This window comes from Klebsiella sp. K4 (assembly GCF_014596785.2).
GTDB classification, from domain to species: Bacteria; Pseudomonadota; Gammaproteobacteria; order Enterobacterales; family Enterobacteriaceae; genus Klebsiella; species Klebsiella pneumoniae.
Genome location: NZ_CP115021.1, coordinates 2,341,794 through 2,354,973 on the forward strand (window position 1 = coordinate 2,341,794; position 13,180 = coordinate 2,354,973).

Consider the following 13,180-nt stretch of genomic DNA (forward strand, 5'->3'; position numbering starts at 1 on the left):
CGGGAGGCTATCAGTGAGTCTTTGGTGTCAGGGAGTAACGGAATGTACAACGCGCCGTTATAGCGAAGAACGAAAAAGCCCGCCGGAGCGGCGGGCTTAGACAAGTTAGCGCGCAGCGCGCTGTAAGATGATGCTGGAAGGCTGGCGCTGCAGAAAACGCATCCGCAGCATCATCATGATGGCGGCGGAGGTCAGACCGATGATAAATCCGCACCAGAAACCGGCAGGTCCCATGCGGGGCACAATCATATCGGTCAGCGCCAGCAGATAGCCGCTTGGCAAACCCAGCACCCAGTACGCGGTAAAGGTAATAAAAAAGATAGACCGCGTATCTTTATAGCCGCGCAGAATGCCGCTGCCGATCACCTGAATAGAGTCGGAGATCTGATAGATAGCCGCCAGCAGCATCAGGTGCGAGGCCAGCGTCACCACCTCGGGATTATCGTTATACAGCAACGCAATCTGCTTACGCATCAGGACGGTAAAGATAGCGGTAAATACCGCCAGGCAGACCCCCACGCCCACGCCGGTGCGGGCCGAAACCTGGGCATCGATCGTTGAGCCCTGGCCAAGGCGGAAGCCGACGCGAATGGTGACCGCCGCCGCCAGCGACAGCGGCAGAACGAACATCAGCGAGCTGAAATTAAGCGCGATCTGGTGACCAGCGACGTCAATGATCCCGAGCGGGGAGACCAGCAGCGCGACGACGGCAAACAGAGTGACTTCAAAGAACAGCGCCAGAGCAATGGGCAGCCCCAGCTGCACCAGCCGTAACAGGACGGCAAAATCAGGGCCGCTGAAGCGCTCGGCGCAGCGGATATCGCGCATCGTACGCGCCCGGCGCACCCACCACAGCATGCTGGCGAACATCACCCAGTAAACGGAGGCCGTCGCCACACCGCAGCCGACGCCGCCCAGCTCGGGCATGCCGAAATGACCATAGATAAAAATATAGTTCACCGGAATGTTGACCAGTAATCCAATAAAGCCCATGACCATCCCGGGCTTGGTTTTTGCCAGCCCTTCACACTGGTTACGGGCGACCTGGAAGAACAGATAGCCCGGCGCGCCCCACAGCAGCGCGCGCAGGTAGCCAACCGCCTTCTCTGCCAACAGCGGATCGATGTTATGCATGGAGCTGATGATGTATCCGGCGTTCCACAGCACGACCATGATCAGCACCGAGACAAAGCCGGCCAGCCAGAAGCCCTGACGCACCTGCGGCGCGATACGCTCTCGCCGCCCGGATCCGTTAAGTTGCGCCACCACCGGGGTCAGCGCCAGCAGAAGGCCGTGGCCGAAGAGGATCGCCGGCAGCCAGATGGAGGTCCCGATGGCCACGGCGGCCATATCCGTGGCGCTGTAGCCACCCGCCATCACGGTATCGACAAAACCCATCGCCGTCTGCGCCACCTGCGCAAGGATGACGGGTATAGCCAGAGCTAATAACTGACGCGCTTCAACGAAATACTTCTGCACGTGAACACCTTCGAATTGTTGTTATTTTGAGACTAAAAAAGCCGCCGTAACTGGCAGCAAGGGGATAAAAATGAGGAATTTCCAGTCTATTGTAGCGAGGATTGGCTATTAAGCCAGTGAAAAAAGAGTCGAGGCACGAAGCGCGCTGGCAACCGCTTTGCCCTCCTGTTATTGTTCCCGATAGCGAAAGCGGTAATGATACCGTCATGATTTTCAACAGGAGCCAAACATGTTTACTGGTATTGTTCAGGGAACCGCGAAAGTGGTCTCCATTGATGATAAACCCAATTTTCGCACTCACGTGGTTGAGTTACCGGCACATATGCTGGAGGGGCTGGAAACCGGCGCCTCGGTAGCCAACAACGGCTGCTGCCTGACGGTGACCGAAATCAACGGCGCGCGCATCAGCTTCGATCTGATGAAAGAGACGCTGCGGATTACCAATCTTGGCGATATTCAGGTCGGCGATGAAGTGAACGTCGAGCGAGCGGCGAAATTTAGTGATGAAATCGGCGGGCATTTAATGTCCGGCCACATTATGACCACCGCGGAAATCGTGAAGATTCTGACTTCCGAAAATAACCGTCAGATCTGGTTTAAAGTGCAGGATCCAACGCTGATGAAATACATCCTCTATAAAGGATTCATCGGTATTGACGGCATTAGTCTGACGGTGGGTGAGGTGACGGCGACCCGTTTCTGCGTGCATCTTATTCCGGAGACGCTGCAGCGGACCACCCTGGGAGCGAAAAAACTGGGCGATCGCGTCAATATTGAGATTGATCCGCAGACCCAGGCGGTTGTCGATACGGTCGAACGCGTGCTGGCCGCGAAAGAGATGGCGGCTAAGGTCAATGAAGCCTGAAAAAAATCCCCCGCCGATAAGCGGGGGAGTGTTATTTAACGGGCGACGCGCAGTCCATGTTCAATACCGCGCGAGAACACCACCTGCCAGAGCTGAATGTCGCGGGCGCGGAAGGCGCCGGCGCAGGCGTTCAGATAATAGGTAAACATGCGTTTGAAACGCTCAGAATAGTTATCGGCAATTTCCGGCCAGCTGGCGAGGAAACGCTCATACCAGGCCATCAGGGTCGTGTCATAATCGGCGCCGAAGTTGTGCCAGTCTTCCATCACAAAGTGCTTCTCGCTGGCTTCGGCAATGTGACGCACGGAAGGCAGGCAGCCGTTCGGGAAGATATATTTATCGATCCACGGGTCAACGTTATGGTCGGTGACCTTGGAACCAATGGTGTGCAGTAAAAAGCGGCCGTTGGGTTTCAAATTACGGTCGGCAACCTCAAAGTAGGTGGCGTAATTTTTCGGCCCCACGTGCTCAAACATGCCAACGGAGACGATGCGGTCAAAGCTGTCGTGCAGATCGCGATAATCCTGGAGACGAATCTCTACATCGAGATCGGCGCAGCGCGCCTGGGCCATTTTTTGTTGCTCGGCGGAGATGGTTACACCCACGACGCTGACCTGATAATTTCGCGCCATATATTCGGCGAGACCGCCCCATCCACAGCCAATATCCAGTACCCGCATGCCTGGCTCCAGCTCCAGTTTGCGGCAGATGAGATCCAGCTTAGCCTGCTGGGCGGCCTCGAGGCTCTGCGCCTCTTTCCAGTAACCGCAGGAATATTGCATATAGGGATCAAGCATCCGGCTGAAGAGATCGTTGCCGAGGTCGTAGTGCTCTTTACCGACAATCCAGGCACGTTTTTTACTTTGTAGATTAAACAGACGAGCGCCTGCGATGCGGAGTGTGTCTTTGAAATGGTGTGGGAGCTGCTTTTCCAACCCGGCGCGTAACACCTTGTGGAAGAATATATCCAGACGCTCGCATTCCCACCAGCCGTCCATATAGCTTTCGCCTAAACCCAGCGAACCTTCCTGCAAAACCCGTTTAAAAAAGAGAGGATTTTTAACCCGCAGGTCGGACGGCGCGGAGCCATTGATTTCAATTCCCGCACGGCCTAATAATTCAGCTGCAATCCGGTACCAGTCATCATTTGGTACACTTACTTCTTCTATACACGATGAACTCATAGCTTCTCCATCACGCCCAAGTGATCAGAACCTTAAAACAGCGTAGACGCTTTTTTGGCTTTGTGAGAAATCTCACGGATAATCCGTGAAGTCGCTATCCGACGTAAACAGAGGAAGGGAGATAACCCTTGCCGAAAGGCCTTCCATGGTGAAACGGAGGCATCCTGCATCCGTTAATCTGTAACTATTTTCTATTTATGTGAACCCGGATCCAGTATAGGACGCTAAGTACTGGCTTTCAATAAAAATTTCTTAGCATGCTAACGACTGGTCCGGGCCCTGGCGACGGGCATTACGCGTGGGAAGAGTGGGGTGTCAGCTCCGGCGTCTGCTGCAGGCGATAGCCTATTCCGGCTAAGCCAATCGAAACCAGCATGACGCTGGTGGTGGTCAGCAGCGGCGTGGCGATCAGCGCGGATACCAGCAGACTGGTCAGGAAGCACAGGCCAAGCTGCAGGGTATTTTGCAGCGCCGCCGCGCGGCCGGTCGCCTGCGGAAAAGGCTTCAGCGCCTGAGCAACCACGATGGGGTAGATCCCGCCGTTGACCACCGCCATCATGCAGAACGGGATCATTAACGCCACCAGCGAGGCATGGGTTTGCAGGCCCACCAGCCAGGTGGCGGCTACGCTGACGGCAAAAATCACCAGCAGCCACGGCAGCATCTGTTGACCGGACCATTTCTGCAGCAGCGCGCGACAGCCATAGCCTCCCACCAGAAAGGCGATGGTCTGCGGAATATAGCTCAGGCCGATAGCGGTTGGGCCATAGCCCATTTCATGCAGGATAAAAGGTGAACCGGTAAGCCAGGCGAAGAAGCTGGCGGAACAGGCGGCGTAGATCAGGACGTTGCCGCTGTATACCCGGGAGCGCAGCAGCGCGAGAAAGGTGATTTTTTGCTGCGTCACTACTACTGACTTCGCGGCTGCCTTCAGGCGCAGGGCAGGCAGCATCAGCAGCAGAGTGATGGCGAACAGGGTGGCGAAGATGGCTTGCCACTCGAAGTGCACCAGCAGCCAGCTGCCCAGCAGCGGGGCCAGCGCCGGCGACAGTCCTACCAGCGGCATAATGGTGGCGAAGATGCGGTTCGTGCGCTGGGCAGGATAGTAATCGGCGACCATCGCCTGCCAGGTAACGGCCGCGGCACAGACGCCAATCGCCTGCAGAAAGCGCAGCGCCAGCATCAGGGTGGCGTTGTGCACCCACAGCATCCCCAGACAGCCGGCCGCGAAAATCGCCAGGCCGCTCAGCAGCACCGGTTTACGTCCATAGCGGTCCGACAGCGGTCCCCAGAACAGCTGGCCCAGCGCGAAGCCGGCGAGGAACAGGCTCAGACTGGCGCTGATGGAGGCGGCGGTGGTGTTGAGATCCTGCTGCATGGCGGCAAACGCCGGCAGGTACATATCGGTGGCCAGAAAGCCCAGCACGCTCAGGCCGGCCAGCCAGACTAAAAATCCTTTCCCGGGTTGTGACATAACGTTCTCATAGTTGGTGTACAGGTACGATGCCGCAGAGTGTAGGGAGTGCATTGTGGCTTGTGAAACGCTAATATTTGTCACATGCATTCAAAAATTTTGCAGGCAGAAAATGTGGTCTGAATACTCTCTGGAAGTGGTTGATGCCGTCGCCCGTAACGGCAGCTTCAGCGCGGCCGCGCAGGAGCTTCACCGGGTGCCTTCCGCGGTCAGCTATACCGTGCGTCAGCTCGAAGAGTGGCTCGCCGTTCCCTTATTTGAGCGTCGCCATCGTGATGTGGAGTTGACCCCCGCCGGGGTCTGGTTTTTACAGGAAGGGCGCTCTGTTATCAAAAAAATGCAGATCACCCGCCAGCAGTGTCAGCAAATTGCGAACGGCTGGCGCGGACAGTTGTCGATCGCAGTGGATGATATTGTGAAACCGGCGCGGATGCGTCAGATGATCGTCGACTTCTATCGCCATTTTCCCGACGTCGAACTGATCGTCTTTCAGGAAGTATTCAATGGTGTATGGGATGCGCTGGCCGACGGCCGCGTTGAGCTGGCGATTGGCGCAACGCGATCTATTCCGGTCGGCGGTCGCTATGCGTTCCGCGATATGGGGATGCTGAGCTGGGACTGCGTGGTGGCGAGCGATCATCCGCTGGCAAAGATGGATGGACCCCTGAGCGACGACGTCCTGCGTAACTGGCCGTCGCTGGTGCGGGAGGATACCTCGCGCTCGTTGCCTAAACGGACAACATGGTTGCTGGATAACCAGAAGAGGGTAGTCGTCCCTGACTGGGAATCATCAGCAACCTGTTTGTCGGCAGGACTCTGCGTCGGCATGGTGCCGAGCCATTTCGCCCGTCCATGGATAGATCGCGGCGAGTGGACTGCGCTGGCGCTGGAAAATCCGTTCCCGGATGCCGCCTGCTGCCTGACGTGGCAGCAGAACGATGCCTCACCGGCGCTGAACTGGATGCTTGACTATCTGGGGGACAGCGACACGCTGAATCGGGAGTGGCTGCGGGCGCCGGAGAGATCCGCGCCCGCCAGATGCCTTAACGACGATAATCGACAAACGGGCCATCCGCTACCGAGCGGCGCTCAACCAGACGAGGGTGCACTTCGATAGACTGCGACTCTTCACGCTTGTTGACGATACGATCCAACAGCATGTTAAATGCGGCCTCGCCCAGGGAATCTTTCGGCTGATGAATGGTGGTTAACGCCGGGCTGAAATAGCGGGCGTTGCGCACATTATCATAACCGATCAGCGAAATGTCCTGCGGCACCCGCAGTCCCATTTCATCCGCCGCGCAGATAGCGCCCATCGCCATGATATCGCCGCCGCAGAAGACCGCCGTCGGGCGGTGCTGCTGGTTTAGGATCTGCTGCATTGCGCGGTAGCCGGACTCCGGCTCGAAGTCGCCCTGCACAATCCAGTTTTCCGGCACGCTGATATGCGCCTCTTTCATCGCCTGCATGAAGCCGGCCAGTCGCCCCGCGCCGGTGTTGCGCTCCAGCGGGCCCGGGATCACGCCGATTTCGCGATGGCCGCGTTCAATTAGGTAGCGTCCGGCGATATAGCCGCCCTGGAAGGCGTTATCGATCACCGCATCGGTGAAGTCGGCTTTCGCCTCGCCCCAGTCCATCACCACCATCGGGATATGGCGGTACTCTTCCAGCATGCTCAATACCGAATCCGGATACTCGGAACACATCACCAGCAGACCGTCTACGCGCTTTTGCGCCATCATCGACAGATAGGCGCGCTGTTTTTCCAGATCGTTCCACGCGTTACCGAGGATCAGAGTATAGCCCTTCTGGAAGCAGCTCTTTTCAACGGACTCAATAATTTCAGCGAAATAGGCGGCTTCGCTACTGGTCGCCAGCAGGCCAATCGATTTGGTGTGATTGACTTTCAGGCTGCGCGCCACGGCGCTCGGCGAGTAGTGCAGCTCTTTGATCGCCGCCCATACCGCATTACGCGTCTCTTCGGCAACGAAACGGGTTTTGTTAATTACATGTGACACAGTTGTAGTGGAAACGTTTGCGCGTTTCGCTACATCTTTAATAGTTGCCATTACATCTCACTCCATGCCTTGACCTGATCGCCTGATCATCGATACGTAAACGTTTGCCTACACACACCCTGAATACAATTTTCAACATTGCATCACGTCGGGAAAACGACACAGAACGACAGGAAGGGGTCAATGGCCGATACGCTTTTAAATTAGCGTGGGATTTTGTCCGATCTTGGGGCAAAGTGGAAGAGCAAAAATGTGCATCGCCCTAAATCCCGGAAGATTTTTGCGATTTTTTGTGCAAAAATGAGCAAGCTCACTTTTGGTGTGGGGATAACAAGAGGGAAAAATGATGGATACCAATTTAAAGTTTTCGCTGATCACCACGATTATTGCTCTCGGCGTGATTGTCGCTTTCAGCCTGACCGCCATACTGCACTAATGTTTCGCTGAGGGAGGAGCGCCGCTTCCTCCCCATATCCCGCTATTATTATCAATTCTGCAAAAATCTTTTGTCATTTCGTTCACTTTTGTTTTTTTGTGATTGATGTCATGCTTTTGACTTCTGATGTTACGCCGTCCTCTCTGACGGTCTGATGGAGTCATTGAATGAAAATCAACTTTCCTTTACTTGCGCTGGCGATCGGCGCCTTTGGCATCGGTACCACCGAGTTCTCCCCGATGGGATTGCTGCCGGTGATTGCGAAAGGTGTGGACGTCTCGATACCGGTAGCGGGAATGCTGATCAGTGCGTATGCCATCGGCGTCATGGTCGGCGCACCGCTGATGACGCTGCTATTGTCGCATCGCGCACGGCGCAATGCGCTGATTTTTCTGATGGGGATCTTCACCGTCGGCAACCTGTTGTCATCCATCGCGCCGGATTACACCACGCTGCTGCTGTCGCGGATTATTACCAGCCTCAACCACGGCGCTTTTTTCGGCCTGGGATCGGTGGTGGCGGCCAGCGTCGTGCCAAAGCATAAGCAGGCCAGCGCGGTAGCCACTATGTTTATGGGCCTGACCATCGCCAACATTGGCGGCGTGCCGGCGGCCACCTGGCTTGGCGAAACCATCGGTTGGCGGATGTCCTTCCTTGCTACTGCGGGATTAGGCCTGCTGGCGATGGTTAGCCTGTGGTTCTCCCTGCCGAAGGGCAGCGCGGGGGAACGTCCTGATGTCAAAAAAGAGCTTTCTGTCCTGCTGCGCCCGCAGGTGCTCTCCGCGTTACTGACCACCGTGCTGGGCGCCGGGGCGATGTTTACGCTGTATACCTACATTTCGCCAGTGCTCAATACGCTGACCCACGCTTCATCGCTGTTTATAACCGCGATGCTGGTGCTGATTGGCGTCGGTTTTTCGCTAGGCAACTATCTGGGCGGCAAATTTGCTGACCGGTCGGTCTCCGGCACGCTGAAGGGCTTTCTGCTGCTGCTGATGGCGATCATGCTGGCGATCCCGCTGCTGGCGCAATCCCAGGCCGGGGCGGCCATCAGCATGATTGTCTGGGGCGCAGCAACCTTTGCGGTGGTTCCGCCGCTGCAGATGCGGGTTATGCGTGTAGCGCATGAGGCGCCGGGGCTCTCTTCTTCGGTGAATATCGGCGCGTTCAACCTCGGCAACGCGCTGGGCGCCGCCGCCGGTGGGGCGGTGATCTCTGGCGGACTGGGATATGCGTTTGTGCCGGTGATGGGCGCGATTATCGCTGGTCTGGCGCTGCTGCTGGTCTGGTTTAGCGGGCGAGCGCAGCCGGAAGAGGCTTTCGCCAGCCAGTAATCATCGGCTGGGCAAGGGCAAAAAAAACCGCAGCCGGGGAGACCCCGCTGCGGTTTGTCGTTTATGCCGCCAGGTTAGCCGCAACAAACTTCCAGTTAACCAGCGCCCAGAAGTGGTCCAGGTAGCTTGGACGGGCGTTGCGATAGTCGATGTAGTAGGCGTGTTCCCAAACGTCAACGGTCAGCAGCGGCTTCGCGTCGGTGGTCAGCGGGGTGCCGGCGTTGCTGGTGGAGACGATAGCCAGGCTGCCGTCGGCATTTTTGACCAGCCAGGTCCAGCCAGCGCCGAAGTTTTTCGCCGCGGCATCGGTAAATTTGGCTTTAAAATCCGCGAAGCTGCCGAAAGATTTGGCGATTGCGGCCGCCAGTTCGCCTTCCGGTTCGCCGCCGGCGTTAGGCGCCAGGCAGTTCCAGTAGAAGGTGTGATTCCAAACCTGCGCTGCGTTGTTGAATACGCCACCTTCAGACGTGCGGACGATCTCTTCGAGGGATTTGCCTTCGAACGCAGTGCCTTTGATCAGGTTGTTGAGGTTAGTGACATACGCCTGGTGGTGTTTACCGTAGTGATATTCCAGGGTTTCTGCGGAAATGTGCGGCGCCAGGGCGTCTTTTGCATATGGTAATGCAGGTAATTCAAACGACATTGCTACTCTCCTTATAACTTTTTGTTTTATCTCACATTGACAGGATGAGGTTTTCACCTGAATCGTGTTCTGACCGCCCGACGCTGTCGCGTCCCGGGCGTGTTATTGTATTGAGAATGTTAACATTTGCCGCAAGCAGTGAAAAGCCTTACAACGATAAAGGCTATTATCTCCGGTGCATGTGGTGAAGGCTTAACCGTTTTCTGCAGGAGTGGGCAATAAGCCGCCAAAATTGTTGCAACCCTGTATAAGGAGATGCCCTCTGCGGATTTGCGAACTCGCATGGCAATTAACTACTCTGCTTCGCCGCTGTCACGCAATGCGCTGAACAAAAAATAAAACTTTAATATCAAACGATTAATAAAAATATGCGCTCAGGCAATCGTCGCTATGCCAATAATTCATTGTCTATTTTTTAATTTGTATGACAAATATAGCCGCCAGCAGTAATTTCCCCAGGATGACGACGATGGCAAAAACAGATGAGGTGGTGAGCGCGAAAATGATCCCGGTGGTGCAGGGGATTGTTGACTGGATCGAAGCACATATTTTCGACACCCTGTCGGTGAGCGCGATTGCGAAAAAGTCCGGCTACTCACACTGGTACTTCCAGCGACAATTCGCCATGGTAACGGGCTGCACGCTGGCGAGCTACGTCAGCCGACGAAAGATGACGATTGCGACAATCTATTTAACGCAGACGCAGGCGTCGATACAGAGTATTTCTCAGTGCCTGGGATACGAGGGACAAGCCGCTTTCTGCCGGACCTTTCACCGTCACTTTGGCATGTCGCCGACCCGCTATCGTCGTGATACGCCGGGCAAAGAGAGCAATCTGCAATATCCCTTGCGGGTGGGGATGGAGATGGAGCAGGAGAGGCGGTCTGCCGCCGCAGCGGCAGACCGGGATCAGCGAATGGTTTTCGGCGTCATGACGCGACGAGCGCCGACATAATGGCGAACCCAGTAATCCTCGCTCAGGGAGGTGATTTGAATATCACGACCTGTGCGCGGCGACTGAATGAATTTTCCGTTGCCGACGTAGACGCCGACATGGTCGGCAGCGCCCCGTCCGCGGGTGCGGAAGAAGACTAAATCGCCGCTCTGCAGTTCATCACGATCCACCGGACGCGCATCGCGCAGGTGGTACATTTCGTTGGCCGTACGCGGGATGTGGATCTTGACCAGGTCCTTATAGGCGTAATAGACCAGCCCGCTGCAGTCAAACCCGGTGCGCGGCGAGGTGCCGCCCCAGCGATAGGGTTTACCCAACTGGCCCATCAGTTTGTTCATCGCGGTACTTTGCGCTTTTTGCACCCGGACCTTGTGGGCGTCGGCGATCGTTAAATTCGCTTCGCTGGCCTCGGGCTTACAGCGTTTTTTATAGCCCTTGCGCACCACGCACTTGCTTTTGACGCTGTTTAGCGCCAGGGTCGGCTCGGCGCTGGCGGCGACCGTTTTCGCGCACTGCTTTTTATAACCTTTACGCAGCACGCATTTTTTCGTCGCGCCGGCGGCCTGACGATGAAGTGCGGTTTGGCTTGCTGCGGTAGTGCGGGTAGGGAGCCGGGTGCGCGAGGACTTTTTACTGGTGGTTTTAGCGGTGGTTTTAGTTTTTTGACTGGTTGCTTTTTTCTTGCGCTCTGAGCCACTTTTCGCGGGCAACGCTTTTGGCGAAGCGGAGGCGTGCGTATGCCCTGATGCCTGAGCCAGTGGCGTGAATGAGATAGACGTGAACAGTAATGCACAGAGCGATATCGCGATTTTGTTTAGCCGCGCCACTGAGCAATCCCCTGATTAATTACAGACATGTACAAATGCCTGACGATGAATGACAAACCGGAATGATTCTAAAGCATAAAAAGCCGGAAAGTTAATATTCTTTTGTATCAAAAATGTCGATTGGTTAACGATTGCAAGAAAACGCGTCAGACATTGACCGCCTCGCACAGAAAATGCGCAATGAGCGCCCGCCTGTGACCGCAAAATGATATTTTTAAGGCAACTTCGCGCAACAGAAGATAAAATATGAATAGTGAAAAAAATGTTATTATCCGTCCTGCCTACAGGACGCTACAATGACAAGTTACTGCCGTAGAAAGAAGTTTAAGGAAGCACGACAATGAGCTCGACTTTAGAAAAGATCCAACGCCAAATCGCTGAAAACCCGATCCTGTTGTACATGAAAGGGTCGCCGAAGCTGCCAAGCTGCGGTTTCTCTGCCCAGGCCGTTCAGGCGCTGTCCGCCTGTGGCGAACGTTTTGCTTACGTTGATATCCTGCAGAACCCGGATATCCGCGCCGAGCTGCCTAAATACGCCAACTGGCCGACTTTCCCGCAGCTGTGGGTAGACGGTGAACTGGTGGGCGGCTGCGATATCGTCATCGAAATGTACCAGCGCGGTGAACTGCAGCAGCTGATCAAAGAGACGGCGGCAAAGTACCATACCGACGAGCCAAAAGCGGAGTAATTCCCGCCATCAGTAAAAAAGCGACTTCCTGGAAGTCGCTTTTTTTATCACTCCGGGGTGGCTACGGGCAGCGGCCAGCCGCCCAGACGCTTCCAGCGGTTCACGATCTCGCAAAACAGCTGCGCCGTCTGCTCGGTATCATACAGGGCGGAGTGAGCCTGCGCGCCGTCGAACGGCATACCCGCGGCAATACAGGCTTTCGACAGCACCGTCTGGCCCAGCGCCAGCCCGCTTAGCGCGGCGGTGTCGAAGGTAACAAACGGATGGAAAGGGTTGCGTTTAAGTCCCGCGCGTTCGGCGGCGGTCATGGTGAAGCTGTGGTCAAAGGTGGCATTGTGCGCCACCATGATTGCCCGGCTGCAGTCGCTCTCTTTCATCCCTTTGCGCACCATTTTGAAGATGGCATGCAGGGCATCGTATTCGCTGACGGCCCCGCGCTGCGGGTCATGCGGGTTAATCCCGTTAAAAGCCAGCGCTTCGGGCTGCAGATTGGCGCCCTCGAAAGGTTCAACATGGAAATGCAGCGTTTCATCGGGCATCAGCCAGCCGTGCTCATCCATCTTCAACGTAATGGCGGCGATCTCCAGCAGGGCGTCGGTTTTGGCGTTAAATCCTGCGGTTTCAACATCGATCACCACCGGATAAAAACCGCGGAAACGGTCGCACAGACCATTCAGTTGAGCGTTCTCGGACATCAGATTCTCTTAGCTGGAAAAAAGTAGCGCGCATTATGGCAAATTTTGCCGCGGCTTGCAGCAGGCAGGGGTGAAAACAACGGGCGCCGTAGCGCCCGGGCGAGCCATGGCATTAAATATGCCAGCGTGGGGAAGCGTTAGTTGCCCAGACCTTTGCCGGCATCTTTCTCTTCAATGAGCTCGATTTTGTAACCGTCCGGATCTTCCACGAAGGCGATGACGGTGGTGCCGCCTTTTACCGGCCCGGCTTCACGGGTGACGTTGCCCCCGTTCTGACGGATCCGTTCGCAGGCTTCGGCGGCGTTATCGACGCTCAGCGCGATATGGCCGTAGGCGGTGCCCAGCTCATAGCTGCCCACGCCCCAGTTGTAGGTCAGTTCGATTACCGCGGTTTCGCTCTCTTCGCCGTAGCCGACAAAGGCGAGGGAGTACTTGTACTCCGGGTTTTCGCTGGTGCGCAGCAGCTTCATGCCCAACACGTTGGTATAGAAGTCGATAGAACGTTGCAGGTCGCCAACGCGCAGCATGGTGTGGAGTAAGCGCATAATGTCCCCTATGCAGTTTATTTGATAGATCAGAACG

The 13,180-nt window shown here is 55.9% G+C and carries 14 protein-coding genes; 6 read left to right on the plus strand and 8 right to left on the minus strand.

Translation table 11 applies throughout. The features are described from left to right. Positions 1-105 precede the first annotated feature (105 nt). Positions 106-1,479: an MdtK family multidrug efflux MATE transporter gene (mdtK, locus tag IB144_RS11670; RefSeq protein WP_004148609.1), complete on the minus strand. Its 1,374-nt coding sequence runs from the start codon at positions 1,477-1,479 to the stop codon at positions 106-108. A gap of 229 nt (positions 1,480-1,708) precedes the next feature. Here mdtK and IB144_RS11675 point away from each other — a divergent pair, with 229 nt between their 5' ends. Beyond that, the gene (locus tag IB144_RS11675) at positions 1,709-2,344 is read left to right on the plus strand and encodes a riboflavin synthase (RefSeq protein ID WP_002907792.1); all 636 of its coding nucleotides are present in this window, start codon (positions 1,709-1,711) and stop codon (positions 2,342-2,344) included. A gap of 35 nt (positions 2,345-2,379) precedes the next feature. Here IB144_RS11675 and cfa read toward each other — a convergent pair whose 3' ends face one another. Together cfa and punC are read right to left on the minus strand one after the other, a co-directional pair. After that, the gene (cfa, locus tag IB144_RS11680) at positions 2,380-3,528 is read right to left on the minus strand and encodes a cyclopropane fatty acyl phospholipid synthase (RefSeq protein ID WP_002907788.1); all 1,149 of its coding nucleotides are present in this window, start codon (positions 3,526-3,528) and stop codon (positions 2,380-2,382) included. Positions 3,529-3,820: 292 nt separating this feature from the next. After that, positions 3,821-5,002, minus strand: a complete 1,182-nt coding sequence (gene punC, locus IB144_RS11685; protein ID WP_102016920.1) for a purine nucleoside transporter PunC — start codon at positions 5,000-5,002, stop codon at positions 3,821-3,823. A gap of 112 nt (positions 5,003-5,114) precedes the next feature. Between punC and punR the strand changes: the two genes are divergently transcribed. Continuing rightward, positions 5,115-6,119 carry a DNA-binding transcriptional activator PunR gene (gene punR / locus IB144_RS11690; RefSeq protein ID WP_004184276.1) on the plus strand — a complete coding sequence of 335 codons (1,005 nt, stop codon included), beginning with the start codon at positions 5,115-5,117 and terminating at the stop codon, positions 6,117-6,119. Here the strand turns inward: punR and purR are convergent. Then, positions 6,046-7,071 carry an HTH-type transcriptional repressor PurR gene (purR, locus tag IB144_RS11695; RefSeq protein ID WP_002907778.1) on the minus strand — a complete coding sequence of 342 codons (1,026 nt, stop codon included), beginning with the start codon at positions 7,069-7,071 and terminating at the stop codon, positions 6,046-6,048. The two genes, punR and purR, sit on opposite strands and share 74 nt — an antisense overlap. 292 nt (positions 7,072-7,363) lie before the next feature. On the opposite strand from purR, the gene IB144_RS11700 reads away from it, so the two are divergent. Together IB144_RS11700 and IB144_RS11705 are read left to right on the plus strand one after the other, a co-directional pair. Then, positions 7,364-7,456: a YnhF family membrane protein gene (locus IB144_RS11700; protein ID WP_002907776.1), complete on the plus strand. Its 93-nt coding sequence runs from the start codon at positions 7,364-7,366 to the stop codon at positions 7,454-7,456. A 167-nt stretch (positions 7,457-7,623) separates the two neighbouring features. Then, on the plus strand, positions 7,624-8,790 hold the full coding sequence (locus IB144_RS11705; RefSeq protein WP_002907773.1) for an MFS transporter: 1,167 nt from the start codon (positions 7,624-7,626) through the stop codon (positions 8,788-8,790). A gap of 61 nt (positions 8,791-8,851) precedes the next feature. Here the strand turns inward: IB144_RS11705 and sodB are convergent, their stop codons facing one another. Further along, the gene (gene sodB / locus IB144_RS11710) at positions 8,852-9,433 is read right to left on the minus strand and encodes a superoxide dismutase [Fe] (RefSeq protein ID WP_002907771.1); all 582 of its coding nucleotides are present in this window, start codon (positions 9,431-9,433) and stop codon (positions 8,852-8,854) included. A gap of 469 nt (positions 9,434-9,902) precedes the next feature. On the opposite strand from sodB, the gene IB144_RS11715 reads away from it, so the two are divergent. Beyond that, complete coding sequence (locus tag IB144_RS11715) at positions 9,903-10,388, plus strand: AraC family transcriptional regulator (RefSeq protein WP_004200127.1); 486 nt, start codon at positions 9,903-9,905, stop codon at positions 10,386-10,388. On the opposite strand, the gene IB144_RS11720 is transcribed toward IB144_RS11715, so the two are convergent. Then, complete coding sequence (locus IB144_RS11720; protein ID WP_004151204.1) at positions 10,343-11,215, minus strand: C40 family peptidase; 873 nt, start codon at positions 11,213-11,215, stop codon at positions 10,343-10,345. The two genes, IB144_RS11715 and IB144_RS11720, sit on opposite strands and share 46 nt — an antisense overlap. 340 nt (positions 11,216-11,555) lie before the next feature. Between IB144_RS11720 and IB144_RS11725 the strand changes: the two genes are divergently transcribed. Next, positions 11,556-11,903, plus strand: coding sequence for a Grx4 family monothiol glutaredoxin (locus IB144_RS11725; protein ID WP_002907768.1), 348 nt, complete (start codon positions 11,556-11,558; stop codon positions 11,901-11,903). A gap of 47 nt (positions 11,904-11,950) precedes the next feature. Here the strand turns inward: IB144_RS11725 and rnt are convergent, their stop codons facing one another. Further along, on the minus strand, positions 11,951-12,598 hold the full coding sequence (gene rnt, locus IB144_RS11730; protein ID WP_002907766.1) for a ribonuclease T: 648 nt from the start codon (positions 12,596-12,598) through the stop codon (positions 11,951-11,953). A gap of 137 nt (positions 12,599-12,735) precedes the next feature. Further along, positions 12,736-13,143, minus strand: coding sequence for a lactoylglutathione lyase (gene gloA / locus IB144_RS11735; RefSeq protein ID WP_102016921.1), 408 nt, complete (start codon positions 13,141-13,143; stop codon positions 12,736-12,738). Positions 13,144-13,180 lie beyond the last annotated feature (37 nt).

What these genes read in the sequence shown, in the direction of transcription:
- IB144_RS11675 (WP_002907792.1), top strand. Translation starts at nt 1,709, where the DNA reads ATGTTTACTGGTATTGTTCAGGGAACCGCGAAAGTGGTCTCCATTGAT.
- cfa (WP_002907788.1), bottom strand. Translation starts at nt 3,528, where the DNA reads ATGAGTTCATCGTGTATAGAAGAAGTAAGTGTACCAAATGATGACTGG.
- punC (WP_102016920.1), bottom strand. Translation starts at nt 5,002, where the DNA reads ATGTCACAACCCGGGAAAGGATTTTTAGTCTGGCTGGCCGGCCTGAGC.
- punR (WP_004184276.1), top strand. Translation starts at nt 5,115, where the DNA reads ATGTGGTCTGAATACTCTCTGGAAGTGGTTGATGCCGTCGCCCGTAAC.
- purR (WP_002907778.1), bottom strand. Translation starts at nt 7,071, where the DNA reads ATGGCAACTATTAAAGATGTAGCGAAACGCGCAAACGTTTCCACTACA.
- IB144_RS11700 (WP_002907776.1), top strand. Translation starts at nt 7,364, where the DNA reads ATGATGGATACCAATTTAAAGTTTTCGCTGATCACCACGATTATTGCT.
- IB144_RS11705 (WP_002907773.1), top strand. Translation starts at nt 7,624, where the DNA reads ATGAAAATCAACTTTCCTTTACTTGCGCTGGCGATCGGCGCCTTTGGC.
- sodB (WP_002907771.1), bottom strand. Translation starts at nt 9,433, where the DNA reads ATGTCGTTTGAATTACCTGCATTACCATATGCAAAAGACGCCCTGGCG.
- IB144_RS11715 (WP_004200127.1), top strand. Translation starts at nt 9,903, where the DNA reads ATGGCAAAAACAGATGAGGTGGTGAGCGCGAAAATGATCCCGGTGGTG.
- IB144_RS11725 (WP_002907768.1), top strand. Translation starts at nt 11,556, where the DNA reads ATGAGCTCGACTTTAGAAAAGATCCAACGCCAAATCGCTGAAAACCCG.
- rnt (WP_002907766.1), bottom strand. Translation starts at nt 12,598, where the DNA reads ATGTCCGAGAACGCTCAACTGAATGGTCTGTGCGACCGTTTCCGCGGT.
- gloA (WP_102016921.1), bottom strand. Translation starts at nt 13,143, where the DNA reads ATGCGCTTACTCCACACCATGCTGCGCGTTGGCGACCTGCAACGTTCT.